Origin of the sequence: Paenibacillus sp. GSMTC-2017, from assembly GCF_016019935.1 — a bacterium.
Taxonomy (GTDB): domain Bacteria; phylum Bacillota; class Bacilli; order Paenibacillales; family Paenibacillaceae; genus Pristimantibacillus.
In genome coordinates, this window is the sequence record NZ_JAECMT010000003.1 from 122,260 (window position 1) to 137,244 (window position 14,985).

Genomic DNA, 14,985 nt, shown 5'->3' on the forward strand with positions numbered 1-14,985 from the left:
TTTCACCCCTCTACTATTTAGGGTGCTTATTAACCACGGCTCAACCTCTTTGCGCGTAATTGCTTGAATTGGAAGTAGATTGTGCAGCCGATACAATACCCGAGTATGGCAGCTAAAGCAGCGGCACCCATTATTCCAGCGACTACATAACCAACGATTGGCCAGTTAAGTAGAAAACTTAGTAAAGAAATAGTAAGAAAAGTTAAACCAAGTAGGTTATTAAAGCGTTGTAATACTATAGCCTCTGTAGAGCCATTCGCAATAAACTTCTGTACAAACGGCTTTGCCGCTATGATGAAGAGGTTTCCTTTTGGTCCAAAAACCAAGCCAATAAGCAAAACGATGAATAGCGCTGCGATTAACCAAGGAAGGTCAAAGATGATTGCGACAAGCAGAGAGGAGACGATTCCGACTTGATTACTTCGAACATAGGAGATAGGAATTTCTTTCATTTTTTATTCCCGACCTTTCCGATTGGTTTATATGACCTATTATAAATTAATAGTATTGAATATACAATGAACGGATGGATGGGTTACATACTTTTAGAACTATTTTTTTGTATTACAAATATATATAAATAGTTCAAAGTGACTATACATTTTTAATAAAGAAATGCGATTGAAAGGACGATTTATAGTTTTAAAATTGGTTTCGAAATCGATATGTCCTAGTAATTTATCTGTTGCAACCATGTATTAAGAATTATTTACCAATAAATTGTCCCGTGCTATACTCGTACCCGAAGGTAGTAATTGGAAGTATATCTAATTCTTAAAACTAAAAAAGCAATTATTGAAGGAGGAACTTTTAATGATTTCACAGACAGAAGTACAGCAAAAATTTACGCAGTCTCGAAAACTATTTATTGCAATTGGTACACTGGCATTCGCATTTTTACTATCGATCTTGTTATCCGAGAGCGCCTCTGCGCATGGATATATCGAGTCGCCTACAAGTAGGTCCTACATGTGTAAGGAGAAACTAAATGTAGAATGTGGTGCTGTGCAATATGAACCGCAAAGCTTGGAGGCTGTTGGAAACTTCCCAGCTTCTGGTCCCAAAGATGGCGAAATATCAGGTGCAGGAGTATTTAAGGAGTTGTACGAGCAATCTCAAACACGTTGGAAAAAGGTTACAATGAATGGTGGCAAAAACACATTCTCGTGGAAGCTAACGGCTAACCACGTATCTGAGAGTTGGAGTTATTACATTACTAAAAAAGATTGGGATCCAAGTAAGCCGCTAACACGCGATTCATTGGAGCCAAAGCCGTTCTGCTTTGTTGATTACAAAGGTGCAAAACCACCTATGAACGTATCACATGAGTGTGACGTTCCTACAGATCGCAGCGGTTATCATATTATTTTGGGTGTATGGGAAATTGGAGATACTATTAATGCTTTCTATCAAGTTATTGATGTTAATCTCGTTAACGATGGTTCAATCCCACAGCCTGAGCCTAAGCCTCCTGTTGCACCAGCGAATCTTGTTACGACACTTCAAACTGTAAAATCAATTGTATTAAGCTGGCTGCCATCTAACTCTAATGTCGGCATTAAACAATATGATGTATACCGTGATGGCGTTTGGTGCGGGACGACTACTCACAATACCTTCACAGACGATAAGTTGAAATCTGATACTACTTATACCTATACAGTAAAAGCAGTTGATCAGAATGGTCTAGTATCTTCATTCTCATCCCCACTAGTGGCTAGGACGCTAAAAGAAGAAGGTAACAACGGCGGAGGAAGCACACTTCCTCTATGGGATGCTAAAACCGTTTATGTGAGTGGCAACAAGGTTCAATATAACGGCCTTGAATACGTTGCTCAGTATTGGACTCAAAATAATACGCCTGACAATTCCAGTGCTTGGAAGCTTACAAGTAGTGTAGTCGTGGAATGGAAGAGCACGAAGGCTTACCTTGGCGGCGATAAAGTAATTTATAACGGAGTAGAGTACGTGGCGCGTTGGTGGACTAGTGGCGATAAGCCAGATCAGTCTGATGTTTGGAAAAAAGCAGTTTAGTAAGTATTACAACAGTTAACCATAACAATGAGATTCAAAGCATTGACCGTCATAATTGGGGATTCGATTCAATGTAAATTCCAAGTATGACGGTTAATGCAACGGTTCTCATCTTACTAGAAAATAAATATCAGTCTTTAAGGCTTCACTTGTATTTTAATAATCTCATACTGTTTAGGATGACTATTAACGCGGCTCCGGTATCACTTAATACGGCTAACCAAAGGGTCAGAATGTTAGGGAATATGAGTACTAGAGCAACAAGTTTTATCAATATAGAGAACCAGATATTTTGTTTAATGATTTGTAATGTCTTTCGACTTAGTTTAATGGTGTGAGGCAACTTATCTAGATTGTCTGCCATTAAAACGATATCAGCAGTCTCCATTGCCGTATCAGTCCCCGCACCACCCATTGCAATTCCGATATGTGCTGCCGCAAGTGCAGGAGCATCATTAATGCCATCCCCAACCATTGCCACTACATTTCCTTGAGCTTGCAAATGCTCGATTTCGTCTAATTTCTGTTCTGGTAACAAATTGGCTTTATAAGTGGATATTTTAGCTTGATTTGCAATCTTGGTAGCTGTACCTTCATTATCGCCTGTTAACATAACGGTTTGTTTGATACCCATTGCATGTAATTGATCAATCGTTTGCAAAGTGGTTTTGCGAATCGTATCTGATACAGCAATAACGCCGATCAGCCTCTTGTTTTTTGCTACTAGTATCAAAGTATTCCCTTCAGCTTCAAGCTGGGCTATTTGCGAAGCGACAGTGGAAAAAGAAATGGCCATTTCTTTAAACCAGTCAACTTTTCCTGCGACACAAACTTCACCGTTTATTGTACCTTGAATACCTTTGCCAGCTTCATTTGTAAACGATGAGCCTGCCATAGGATAAACATCTGCTCCTTCGGCATGTTTTACAATGGCTTGAGCTATTGGATGTGTAGAATAAGATTCAAGAGTTGTTATGATTTGCAAAAGCTCCGTTTCAGTAATCCCAATGGGAAGAAGCGTAGTTACAATAGGTTTGCCATTCGTGAGTGTTCCCGTTTTATCAAAAGCAATGACATTAAGTTGACCTGCTTTTTCCAGAATAGAGCCACCTTTAATGAGAATGCCATGTTTAGCCCCGTTTCCGATAGCACTAACAATTGCTACTGGTGTAGAGATAACAAGTGCACAAGGGCATGCAACTACGAGTAATTCCAAACCTCTGTATATCCAATCCATCCATGTCCCAAAACCGAGAAGAGGGGGGAATATCATTATTACGAAAGCACCAATGAATACAACGGGTGTATAGATTCGTGCAAATTTATCTACAAAATCTTGAGTAGGTGCTTTCTTTTCTTGTGCTTCTTCAATTAATCGAATAATAGTTGAAACGGTTGTGTCTTGAACCTGCTTAGTTACTCGTACTTCTAATGTGCCATGATGATTTAATGTGCCAGCATAGACGGTATCTCCAACTTGTTTGTCAACTGGAATTGACTCGCCTGTAATTGGAGCTTGGTTTATCGTTGATTCTCCCGTCAAAATGATGCCATCCAGCGGAATTTTCTCGCCAGGTTTTACAATGATGATTGTACCTACGCGGATACGTTCCACTGCTGTACGTACTAGTTCATTTTCTTTTCTTATCCAAGCTTCAGGTGGTGCAAGATCAAGTAACTGACGAACGGAATTACGGGTTTTTTCCATAGACTTCATTTGAAGTACATTACCCAAAGCAAATAACCAAACGACAGTTGCCCCTTCAAGCCACTCTCCAAGAATAGCCGCACCAATAACAGCTACGGACATTAGTACGTTCATATCAAGGGAACGACTTTTTAGGGCGTAGTAGGCACTTTTTAAAGGTGTTATTCCACTCGCTAATATAGCAATTGCATATAGAAGTGTGGATGTCATCTCTTGATTGTCATTTATAAAAGTAGCGATATAACCAAATAAAATAAGAACGGCTGAGAAGATGATACCTGACCATGAAGAACGTGGGCTATTACTTTTACCCTTCAATGAGCCTGCTAAAGAAGCATGAAAGCCTACCTTTTTTACTTCTCCAATAATGTCTTCAACAGAATTAGAATGTTCGATGTGTAGCTTAGCACTGGAATAGTGAACGGCCACACTCGTTACATCTTGATGTAATTTCAGATGATTTTGTAACGTAAGCGCACAAGAACTACAATCCATACCTTCAATATCGTAGGTACGGATGTTTTCATTGTTAGGGGATACTAGAGCAGCGTCATCATTTCCGAAGGATTCCTCTGTAGAGCAGCAACCGTCATTACATGTTGAAGAGGGAGAATTGAGAGTAGTAGTAGAATCAAGTAAATCCTTTTTAAATTTGAAATCACTCATCACCATGTTCTCCGAATGGGCGTTCACAACATTTAGCTTCTTCTTGAACTTGCTCAAATAGGGAACCTATAGTAATCAGCATTGTTCTTACTTGTTCATTTCGCAATGAGTAATAAACAAATTTTCCGTCTTGTCTGCTCACTATTATGCCGCAGCCCTTCAAACAGGAGAGATGTTGCGAAATGTTAGACTGATTCCCTTGTAACTCATCAACGATTTGTGTGACCGTTTTTTCTTCATGTAAGAGTAGGTGAAGAATAGCTAGTCGGGTTTTATCAGAGAAACCACGAATAAACTTTGCTTGCAGCTCTAATTGCTGTATCATTTTGTTTCACCTCATATTAGTAACGACTAATTTGTTTTTATGTGTTCATATTAACATTTACTAATATGTTGTGTCAAAGGATAAATGGCCAATAGGAAGTTATGCTTTAGTTAAAAAGAAAGCTCTCCTTTAAGTAGATAATCTACTTTTAAGGAGAGCTTTTTTCATGTATCTATTTATTCAGCCTTTACAGGTTCAGGGAATGTCATACCTTTTAGATCAACGGTAACTTTTTTCATAGAAATCGGTGTATTCGGCAAGTCGTTAGCATCGCGTTCTTGATTAACCACTTCATCAACATGTTCCATACCTTCGATAACTGTGCCAAATGAAGCATATTGGGTATCTAGGAAGTCAGAATCTGCGACCATAATGAAAAACTGAGAACCTGCCGAGTTAGGATCTTGGGCGCGGGCCATAGAAATAACGCCTCTTGTATGTTTCAAATTATTTTTGAAGCTATTACCTGTGAACTCACCAGCGATAGTATAGCCTGGTCCGCCCATACCAGTTCCCTCAGGATCTCCACCTTGGATCATAAAGCCTGGAATAACACGGTGGAAAATAACTCCGTCATAGAAATTTTTATTCACAAGTGAAATGAAGTTGTTAACGGTATTAGGAGCAACTTCGGGATAAAGCTCTACTTTAATGATTTTGTCATTGCTTAATTCGATAGTCACAACTGGATGTTTTTCAGGTCCAAGTAATTCAAGCTTGTCCGATTCTGCTGCAGTTTCAGTTGGCGTTGCAGTTGGTGACGGGGATGGTGAAGGAGATGGTTCAGTTGTTGCTGTGTTCCCACCTGACCCTTGTGTTGCATTGTTCTTACCCTGATTTACTCCGCAACCCGCTGTAATAAGTGCAAATACAGTTATAAGCAAGAGTATCGTGCTGAGTCTTAGCTTTGATTTGATTGTTGTCATCATTAATTCCCCCTTTTTTCATTATCCAAAATTTATATTATCATAATCTTCTGCCTAAAATCTAATGGTTGTCATTGTTTGACTTCTCTATGTTGTACAATCCCTCGCTTTTGCCAAAGTCGATAGGCACCTAACGCGATAGCAATAAAAACAGCATATACAGCGATAGTTATCGGCATGTTCTGAGGAGAGCTCATAACACTATCTCCTACAACTGCAAATAGTAGCATAGAAGGAATTTTACCTAAGGAGGAAGCGATTGTATAAGAAGTGAAGGAGACGCGGCTTAATGCTGCGTACACATTAACAACTATAGATGGAATAAAAGGAATCATTCTAGCGAATAAAATGGTCAAGAAAGCATTACGTTCAAACATAACTGTTATTTTACTAATGCTTTTGTTGCGGGCCAAAATCCGTTGTCCCCATTCTTGATAACCGTATCGTACAAAAAGAAACATGAGTATGGAAGCGATAGATGAACCCGCCCAAGTAATCACTGCGCCAAGGATAGGGCCGAGTGCCGCTCCTATAACACCTCCAACAATGGGGTAAGGAATGATCGGGAAAAGTGCCATAATAGATGCCATTATAATGATAAGTGGGATGCTATTAGCTTGCTGGAACCAAGCAAGTATGTTATCGCCATATATATAAATAAGATAAGCGATGGCTACATAAACCGCTGCTAATGCTAATTTCTTGATCATAGAATTTGCCTCCGTTCTGGGCTGAATTCTATTATAGCATGACAGCAATTAAATTAGATTCCATTCTACTTGACCTTCTCGTTACGTCAACGTTTATTGTGTTGTTGAGAAGTTAAATAATGGAGGTCATAGAGACGATGCCGAATCATGATGAGATTTACAGAAGTGAAGCAGACCAATACGATGAGATGATTGCTAGGCAGCCAAACTTATTGCAAGTTGTGTCAGAGATACGTGCTGTCGATGGACTTGATGTTGTAGACATGGGAGCTGGAACGGGGCGTCTGACGACAGTACTTGCACCGAAAGTGAAGTCTATTGTGGCTGTTGATGCATCGGAGGCAATGTTGAAGCTAACGAGTGACCGATTGCGCGAGGCAGGACATACCAATTGGGGTGTTCTGGTTGGAGATCATCGTCAGCTTCCACTTGAAGACAATTGTGCAGATTTGGTCGTGTCGGGCTGGAGCATTTGTTATGTAAGTTCAACTGCACACAAGGATTGGCAGAGCAACTTGGAGCGTGTTATAGGAGAGATGAGAAGGGTATTGAAAGTCGGCGGGACAGCAATCATCCTTGAGACGATGGGTACAGGATTTGAAACACCGCATCCGCCGGACTTTCTAAAAGACTATTATGCGGAGCTAACAGACGTTTATGGTTTCGATCATAAATGGATTCGAACCGATTATAGCTTCGAGAGTGTAGAGCAGGCTGAGCGATTGACTAGATTCTTTTTTGGAGATGATCTGGGTGATAGAGTTGCACGAGACAGGATTATAACTTTACCCGAATGTGCTGGCATTTGGTGGCGGACATTTGATTGATAGGTATGTTTACGACTAGCCCGCCTCAATACGCCGGTTTATGTTGTGCGATGTGCTTAGAATAGGCAAGTTTGACGAACAGCAGTCTGTTCACATAGACGACAGCTGTTCGTAGTTCTTATTAGATGGATATTCGCTAGGGCTAAAATCAAGCAATTCATCGAGTGTAAAATTAAAATCGTTTAAATGCTCATTTTCATTAGCCAGACGGTGCAAAAATAACGCTATCCCTGCTGAGCCTGTTGCATAATCGGTAGAAATCTTCATCAGCTGCTCTCCAGGGAAAGCGATCCCATCAGATTTATCGAGCTTAAACAACATGATTCCATTCGCAATATGATGTGCTTCAAGCAGGTAATGCTTTTCGCCTGTAAATTGATACATATCAAGTAGGAGGTTTCCTGAGCCAGACAAACCTTTGAATAGAGCAGGGAATGTTGAATACTTTTTGGATGTATTTCTGGCAAGCTTCTGTGCTGTTTCTAAATAAGAGGGTTCTTTCAAGTATGCCCAGTAGCGTATGAGAACAGCCGCTATCCCTGCCGCCCCTCCGTGCCAACTTTCTGACATAATAAGTTCTTTCCTGCCCACCTTGCCTCTGCGTACGCTAAGTATGTCATCTGAAACGTTAAGCAATTTACCAAGCTCAAACGCTAAAGCGAGCTTGCCTTCGTTCATGTAGCTATCGTTTTTTGACACAATTCCTAAATAGAGTAGGAAAAGTGCAATACCGCTGGAACCTCTTGTATAACCATGCCAAATGTCGCCTTCGCTGTCTTTCCAGAAATAACCGTCTCGATCCTTTTTCTTGGTTGTTAATAGATGCTCTCCTGCAGCAATTGCTTGATCTAACCAATGCTGGTCTCCGGTCGTCATATAAAATCTAATGCAAGTTAGACCATACCCTGCTGAGCCGGTGAAGATATCTGCAGATTGATGCAACAAAGGGCTCTCTTGAGCTTTACGTAGCAGGCGAGCAGCAGGCTCATGTAGTCCAGCGTCCAAAAGCACCCAAGCAATTCCCGCCATGCCCGTATATAATCCCGGCGGAATTTGTTCTGTGGATAATGATCTCGCCAGTATCCAAGTCAAGGCTGCTTGTGGAACCTCTTTATTTAACCGCTGAAGAGCATGGACAACGCCAGCAGCACCGTAAGCTAGATTTAACGGATTTGTTTCAAACACTAGAGGATCAGCAGGAAATAAACGATCGGTGCGATGATAATCTGCGCATTGAACAATATATTTACTAGTATGTTCTACTACGGTTAGCAGCTCAGTCTTAGCAATAGGAACGATGGACGTCACTGATGTAAGTTCCAAATGAATACTATCGAGTAGGCAGACAACTTGTTCTGCTGTAGGGCGATCCACTATTTCTGCACTCATACATCTTCTTATGAGACTTCGTAATTGCATCGGTACACCAAGATCTTCTCCGAGTGCCTCTACGAATAGATCTTTTTTCCCCGGATCAATCTCGTATAGGCAGTTGACCGGAAAGAGGTTTGCCGCCATAATTGCCCCCAATGAATAAATATCATCTTCACATTTAGGCGTTTGAGTAACGTCGCGGTCTGAGAAGCCAATTGTTTGAATAGAGTTTTTGAAGTCCATCCCTAAGCGATGACCTGCTTCTAGATCTACAAGCTTAACTTGCCCCGTCGCTGCATCCAGTACAATGACATTCGTAATCGATAAATTGCAGCACACTACATTTTTCTTATGGCAGATCGCAATTGCTCTAGCGAGGTTAGTCCATATTTTTTTTAGTGTTTCGAGATACTTGATCTTATCTTCAGCGCTAGGGCTCGTATATTTGAAAGGCATGTTTGCTGCGAAAAAATGATTTAAAGCGGAACCTTTCACATGCTCTTCTACTAAAAAGGTATGTTCCCAATCTTGAAACAAATCAACGGGTGCAGGTGCAATCCCATCCTTTGCTAGCAACTGCAAGATTTCATATTCTTTTTGCAAGCGATAGGTAGCATCATGTCCATACTCATCCATTTGCGTATGGGGTCTTGCTTCCTTCACTACAACTAAGCGATCTTCTTTCATGTCTGTTGCTAAGTATACGCCACCAGTCATCGTATTGCTGAGCATACTTTCGATACGATATCTCCCGTTGTTAAGTGCTTGATCTTCATCTACTTCATCCTCGGAGGGGAATGGATCTTGCGTCCACGAAGGACAATCGAAATAAGACAAATCTGTCTTTGGATTGAGATCCCCATCGGGTGAAACGAAGTAGTTTCTCTTATCTCCCAAAACGGTCATATAAGGATTTTTCTCGAATAATCCGTATTGGTAGTATACAGTTTTTGAGTTCTTATATCTGCGATCACTGAGAATATAGGGGCCATCATACTTTTGCAAAACTAGATGCAACTGCTCAATTGTGGTGTGAAACTGATCTTCGCTGGCAGGGTACACAGTCATAAACTTTCCCCCGGACGAACGATTCCATAAATTTCCTCCAGATTCGCGAACTAATGAAGTATCACATAAAAACTTGAAGGCAACACCACCCTGGAAAAGCACGGTTGCAGCATCACGCAATAGGTCTTGACACTGACTCGGTATAACCGAAATATGTATTTTCCAGCCTTGTTGGGGAAGCTTTTGGTCCTTAGCCTCTACGCGAAACCATACGTTCATCCTGTTGACTGTCCACTTTTCGGGAATAATTGAATAAATAATCTGCAATAACTCCTCTGTTGCAATATATCGATCCAAACTTTCATAGTGCTCGGTCCGTATTATTTTGTTAAACAAATAAGTGCGAAATGGAATCTCCAATGTACTTCCCCCTCCAAATCATAGTTTTAAAGCCTCGTAACCAAAACTAGCATAGCATAAAGTTCCAACTCTAATAAAGTAAATTATCACAAATTATGTAATTATAATAATTTTGGTAGGATTACTTATTTCCACATAATACATATTTATTTTCATAAAATAAACGTAAATAAAATAATAATTTGTAAAAAAATATAGAAAAAATAAGTTGTTTGTCTATAAAAGTCGAAAAGTAATCTATTGTAAAGTTATTTTTCTTATGTTATATTTACCAGGACTTTACAAGTCACAATACGATAGACTAGGAGGTGGAATATATGCAAAGAATTTTGAAACTTCAGAAAATTACTGCAAAAATAGGCGATCAGCATGAAGCTATCAGCGTATCATCTTGCGATAGTCATAGCTGCTAGTAACAGAGAAACACTGTGAACGAAATATTCGTAAAAGCACTCATTTGTACTCATTTGTACTCATTTGTATGTAACTTTTGAGGGGGGTGTATATGATGCTCAGAATTTTGAGTCTGCAAAAAATTGCTGCAAAAGTAAATCGTGATCCAGTGCTGGTTAGTATCTCTTCTTGTGATCTGCATAGTTGCTATTCGTAGTTATCTGAATTTCATTCAACTTCTACCTAACAAGCAGGGGAGGTGTCTAAATATGCTAAGAATTTTGAATCTACAGAAGATCGCTACAAGAATAAGCCGTGATCAAGAAGCTGTCAGCGTTTCATCTTGCGATCATCATAGCTGTTAATAGAGTAACTTTGCTTAGGAGGCAGCGTGTGAGCGCTGTCTCTTTCATTGGGCTGACCCTGTTTTTAAACATTTTCTCTAAATAATAAGGAGGCGGAACATGTGACTAACCAAAGTGCACGTAGATATTTATTAACCAGGACTATTCAATCTGACTGGTACGACTCTATGGATCGGTATCTGCCATCTGATGAATTGCTCCGCGTGGTACAGCCTAATATCCCGGAAAACTGGACAAGCCGCCGGAAAAATGTATGGTACTATGTGACGCCGGTTCAGTATAAACAGCCGCGACAAGGATGGAAAATTCATATTTCTTCGATACCTAATCATTGTCAAGATGTTCTGCGTATTACAGCGCTGCTATGTATAGAGCACAACATACCGTTTAAATTTCTACTAGATACCCGTTTGGTTATGATGACAGGGGGGAAAGTTTGGTCGCGTGAAGCCGGAGGTAAGTTCATTACGATATATCCTCCGGATCTTGCACAATTTAAGTCTTTAATTCATCTGCTTCATCAAGGATTACAAGATTACAGGGGTCCTTACATACTTACAGATCGCCAATATAAAGACTCTCGTACGGTTTATTATCGGTACGGAGGGTTTGATGGTTATTATCAATTAACGCCGGAGGGAGATAAAAAGCATTTTTTGGTATCGCCTGAGGGTGACAATCATCCTGATCATCGGCTGCCGTATTTTACACCACCAGCATGGGCGGAAGACCCTTTTCCCCCAGATACAGAAGAAACGGATGAAGAGATGGCTCTAAACAATGGCAGATACCTAGTGGAAGAGGCTTTAAATTATACGATGCTTGGTGGTGTGTATGTAGCAATTGATCAAACTACGGGGAAGCAGGTCGTTATTAAAGAAGCTAAACCTAACACTCATGTGAGTGAAGATGGAAATGATGCAACCGATAAGCTGTATAAGGAATACCAACTATTGCAACTACTCGCCGACACCCAAGTTGCGGCTCAACCTATTGATTTCTTCCAAGATTGGGAACATAAATTTTTAGTTGAAGAGAAACTGCCTGGTATGCCTTTAAATAGATTCATCGTTACACAGACACCATGGAAGTACAGCTCGCCTAATGATGAAATCAAAAAAACTTACTTAGAAAAGCTGCGTAAAATATGGATGAACACGGCGAAAAGCCTATCCGCATGCCACGCTAAACATATTGTATTTTGTGACTTGTCTATTACGAATATTATGGTAATTGACGATGAAGAGGGTCTTGTAAGGTTAATAGATTTGGAAGCTGGCTACCGATCTGGAATTGATCAGCCTACTAAACTGATAACACCTGGTTATAACAGTCCTACAGCAGGGGATAAACCCCAATTTGAGGATGATATCTATTCGTTAGGTGCGACGATGCTTGCTACATTATTGCCGATGAACATGCTGCTAGATGTAAATAAGGACAAAAAAGAGGTGTTTATTGACTCTCTCACAGCCGACTTAGGTGTGCCGGATGATATGGCTCAAATTATTAGAGAATGTATGAGCAACGATGCAGCGGACAGGCCGACGGCAACTGAAGTTGCTGATCGACTTGGGCAAATTTGTATTCAGGTTATAGCACCGTTGCCTACTAGAATAATACCGAAAGCTGAATTGCTTGATACTGTCGATAAGATGGTTCATTACATCAAGTCTAGTGCAGAGTATCATAGAGATGACCGTTTATATCCGTCCGATCCGGTTATGTTTTTTTACAATCCACTAAATGTGGCGCATGGAGCGACAGGAGTAGCTTATGCTTTAAACAAATTAACAGGCGCAGTTCCCACGCGAGCGCTTCATTGGATACTGTCTCAGTCCATCCATAACAAAATTGTCCCTCCAGGTTTATACTCAGGCTGGTCGGGAATATCTTGGGCTCTATGGGAGAGTGGTGTACACGACTCGGCACTACAAATGATGCGTAAAATTGAAAATGATTCGTTAATTTGGAAGTCAGCTAATTTATATTCCGGAGCTAGTGGTTACGGTTTAACTTGTCTATATTTTTATTTGCAAACGCAAGAAGCCTACTGGTTGAACCGTGCACTAGCAGTTGGCGAGCATCTATTGTCTACAAAGGTAGAGCATCCAAATGGATGCTATTGGTTAGATCATGAAGGTGCTGCTTGGCATGGATATGCTAAAGGATCAAGTGGCGTTGCAATGTTTTTGCTGTATTTGTATAAAGCGTCAGGCGAAGAAAAATATATGGAGCTAGGTGAAGCAGCGCTGGCGTTTGAGTTATCTTTTGCTAAAGAGATTGAAGAAGGCCACACAATAATTCCGCGGGGATTAGTTTTTGAATCTGAAAATGTTTTGTCCCACTACTGGATAGATGGTTCAGCAGGCGTTGCAACTGTGCTGCTGCGATATTGGGTTGTCACACAGAAGGAAACATACAGACATCAATTGGATAATCTAGCTACAGACACTTGTAAGAAATATACAAACTTCCCTAGCTTATTTCAAGGTTCTTCGGGCCTCGGCAACTTTCTGCTCGACTTCTATCAGTTTACGGGAGATGATCGCTACCTACATGCAGCGCATCGGATCGCTAACGGCGTGTTGTTGTATCAATTGGAGAAGCCAGAAGGAATTGCATTTCCGGGCGAGCAATTGATGAGAATTTCGGTGGATTTTGCTACGGGATCGTCAGGAATTGCATTATTCCTTCATCGCTTAGCGCATAGTGACCAAAAGCTCGGTAACTTTAACTTCACACTTGATGAGCTAATCATTAACGCTAATCTGGAACAACCAGTTATTGATGCAGCGATCCATGTCTGATTCAACTGCAAGACTATCTACTTTTGCAAGATATAAGCATATACTCCGAAATCGCTCGCTTATGATGCTTTGGGGAGGCTCGATTGTCTCATTACTAGGGGATATATTTTTTAATTTGGCTATTATATGGGCTATCTATTCCCACAGTCAATCTATGCTTCAAGCGTCGCTTGTTCAGGTTGTCTGGCATACGAGTCGTATATTTATTGGATTCATTGCTGGCGCCATTGCAGATCGCTACAATCAGAAGACGATATTGCTAGTTACGAACATTATATCGGCAGTACTAGTAGCATTATTGGCAGTTATGATGTGGAATAAAGAGATGCCATTGTTGTTTACGTTAGCTATTTTATTTCTTTTAAATACGATGTTTACTTTTATGTCTCCAGCTCATTACTCGATCATGCCAGTTGTGGTAGGCAAAGAGCATCTCGCCGATGCTACTGGTTTATTCACTACCATCTCCAAAGTCGTTTATATTGCAGGTACTTCTGCAGCTGGTATTTTCATTGCTTATTTCGGTGCGCAATGGGCGGTTACGGTCAACGCATTTTCCTTTATTATAGCCGCTCTAATCATTTTACCGTTGCGATTACCGCCCAAAACGGAAGAAGCGATAGCTTCCACCACTAAAACGACATTTTGGAAAGGCTTAAAGGATGGTTGGCGAGTCGTATTTGATATCCCTGAACTGAAAACGATTATATGGATTGGTATTTTAATTAATGTTGGCGCTTATATGGGGCCGATCTTACCTGGTCTTATTGACCAGCAACTGCATGGAGGGGTCGGCACATTAGGGCTTATTCAAACAGCGGCTATCGTAGGCACGATGATTGGCGGTATTTTTGCGGCGTCAATCGAAAGGACGTTTGGTGCAGGGCGATTAATGATAGCAGGCTTAACCTTAGTTGGTTGCTCTATTATTGTCATCGCTTTATCTAAATCAACGTCACTCACATTAGTTTTTTTTGCGATACGTATGCTTGGAATGACTTTAGTGAACATATCGACGGGGACAGCTATGCAGCTATTAATACCTGAACAATTCCGCGGGCGGGCATGGGGGGTATCCTCTAGTCTTGGAATCATTGCTATCCCCATTAGTAGCGTAATTGGCGGCTATGCTGCTGATTTATATGGAGCTTCTGCTTTATTTCTGTTTGGTGGCTTTTGGTTCATTTGCTGTGCTTTATTTGTTTGTACGAGAAGGGAAATAAGAGCTCTTCGTTTAGGGGAAATAACGGAGAGACCTCTTGCTGCAAAGGGGGCTGCAAGCCAAGTATCAGCCTCGTCAGGCGGATAAGTTGATAGGGAACATGAACGATGTGATTGCTTTGTTAAGAGCGTTAAGCAAAGCAAACACAAGCAAGAACAGTCGCTTGCCAATAGGCTAGCGGCTATTTTTGCTTGTGA

The 14,985-nt window shown here is 40.8% G+C and carries 10 protein-coding genes; 4 read left to right on the top strand and 6 right to left on the bottom strand.

The genetic code is table 11. The features are described 5' to 3' along the window. Positions 1 to 29: 29 nt before the first annotated feature. Complete coding sequence (locus tag I6N90_RS12580) at positions 30 to 452, bottom strand: DUF4395 domain-containing protein (protein ID WP_197935971.1); 423 nt, start codon at positions 450 to 452, stop codon at positions 30 to 32. A gap of 361 nt (positions 453 to 813) precedes the next feature. Here I6N90_RS12580 and I6N90_RS12585 point away from each other — a divergent pair, with 361 nt between their 5' ends. Continuing rightward, on the top strand, positions 814 to 2,034 hold the full coding sequence (locus I6N90_RS12585) for a lytic polysaccharide monooxygenase (protein WP_197935972.1): 1,221 nt from the start codon (positions 814 to 816) through the stop codon (positions 2,032 to 2,034). A 145-nt stretch (positions 2,035 to 2,179) separates the two neighbouring features. Here I6N90_RS12585 and I6N90_RS12590 read toward each other — a convergent pair whose 3' ends face one another. From I6N90_RS12590 to I6N90_RS12605, 4 genes are all read right to left on the bottom strand, one after another. After that, positions 2,180 to 4,408 carry a heavy metal translocating P-type ATPase gene (locus tag I6N90_RS12590; RefSeq protein ID WP_232242962.1) on the bottom strand — a complete coding sequence of 743 codons (2,229 nt, stop codon included), beginning with the start codon at positions 4,406 to 4,408 and terminating at the stop codon, positions 2,180 to 2,182. Then, positions 4,401 to 4,733: an ArsR/SmtB family transcription factor gene (locus I6N90_RS12595; protein WP_197935974.1), complete on the bottom strand. Its 333-nt coding sequence runs from the start codon at positions 4,731 to 4,733 to the stop codon at positions 4,401 to 4,403. Before I6N90_RS12595 ends, I6N90_RS12590 begins: the two co-directional genes overlap by 8 nt. A 176-nt stretch (positions 4,734 to 4,909) precedes the next feature. Next, positions 4,910 to 5,662 carry a peptidylprolyl isomerase gene (locus I6N90_RS12600; RefSeq protein WP_232242963.1) on the bottom strand — a complete coding sequence of 251 codons (753 nt, stop codon included), beginning with the start codon at positions 5,660 to 5,662 and terminating at the stop codon, positions 4,910 to 4,912. Positions 5,663 to 5,730: 68 nt separating this feature from the next. Then, entirely contained in the window at positions 5,731 to 6,369 is a 639-nt protein-coding gene (locus tag I6N90_RS12605; protein ID WP_197935976.1) for a TVP38/TMEM64 family protein, read from the bottom strand. A gap of 137 nt (positions 6,370 to 6,506) precedes the next feature. On the opposite strand from I6N90_RS12605, the gene I6N90_RS12610 reads away from it, so the two are divergent. Further along, entirely contained in the window at positions 6,507 to 7,196 is a 690-nt protein-coding gene (locus tag I6N90_RS12610) for a class I SAM-dependent methyltransferase (RefSeq protein ID WP_197935977.1), read from the top strand. A 90-nt stretch (positions 7,197 to 7,286) separates the two neighbouring features. Here I6N90_RS12610 and lanKC (I6N90_RS12615) read toward each other — a convergent pair whose 3' ends face one another. Next, positions 7,287 to 9,998: a class III lanthionine synthetase LanKC gene (lanKC, locus tag I6N90_RS12615; RefSeq protein ID WP_197935978.1), complete on the bottom strand. Its 2,712-nt coding sequence runs from the start codon at positions 9,996 to 9,998 to the stop codon at positions 7,287 to 7,289. 859 nt (positions 9,999 to 10,857) lie between these two features. Here lanKC (I6N90_RS12615) and lanKC (I6N90_RS12620) point away from each other — a divergent pair. Both lanKC (I6N90_RS12620) and I6N90_RS12625 read left to right on the top strand, forming a co-directional pair. Then, positions 10,858 to 13,566 (top strand): class III lanthionine synthetase LanKC, encoded by a 2,709-nt coding sequence (gene lanKC / locus I6N90_RS12620; RefSeq protein ID WP_197935979.1) that lies wholly within the window; start codon positions 10,858 to 10,860, stop codon positions 13,564 to 13,566. Then, complete coding sequence (locus I6N90_RS12625) at positions 13,559 to 14,875, top strand: MFS transporter (RefSeq protein WP_232242964.1); 1,317 nt, start codon at positions 13,559 to 13,561, stop codon at positions 14,873 to 14,875. Before lanKC (I6N90_RS12620) ends, I6N90_RS12625 begins: the two co-directional genes overlap by 8 nt. Positions 14,876 to 14,985 lie beyond the last annotated feature (110 nt).

Bases quoted from the DNA above. Each gene is read 5' to 3' on its own strand.
- I6N90_RS12580 (WP_197935971.1), bottom strand. From the start codon at position 452: ATGAAAGAAATTCCTATCTCCTATGTTCGAAGTAATCAAGTCGGAATC.
- I6N90_RS12585 (WP_197935972.1), top strand. From the start codon at position 814: ATGATTTCACAGACAGAAGTACAGCAAAAATTTACGCAGTCTCGAAAA.
- I6N90_RS12590 (WP_232242962.1), bottom strand. From the start codon at position 4,408: ATGAGTGATTTCAAATTTAAAAAGGATTTACTTGATTCTACTACTACT.
- I6N90_RS12595 (WP_197935974.1), bottom strand. From the start codon at position 4,733: ATGATACAGCAATTAGAGCTGCAAGCAAAGTTTATTCGTGGTTTCTCT.
- I6N90_RS12600 (WP_232242963.1), bottom strand. From the start codon at position 5,662: ATGATGACAACAATCAAATCAAAGCTAAGACTCAGCACGATACTCTTG.
- I6N90_RS12605 (WP_197935976.1), bottom strand. From the start codon at position 6,369: ATGATCAAGAAATTAGCATTAGCAGCGGTTTATGTAGCCATCGCTTAT.
- I6N90_RS12610 (WP_197935977.1), top strand. From the start codon at position 6,507: ATGCCGAATCATGATGAGATTTACAGAAGTGAAGCAGACCAATACGAT.
- I6N90_RS12625 (WP_232242964.1), top strand. From the start codon at position 13,559: ATGTCTGATTCAACTGCAAGACTATCTACTTTTGCAAGATATAAGCAT.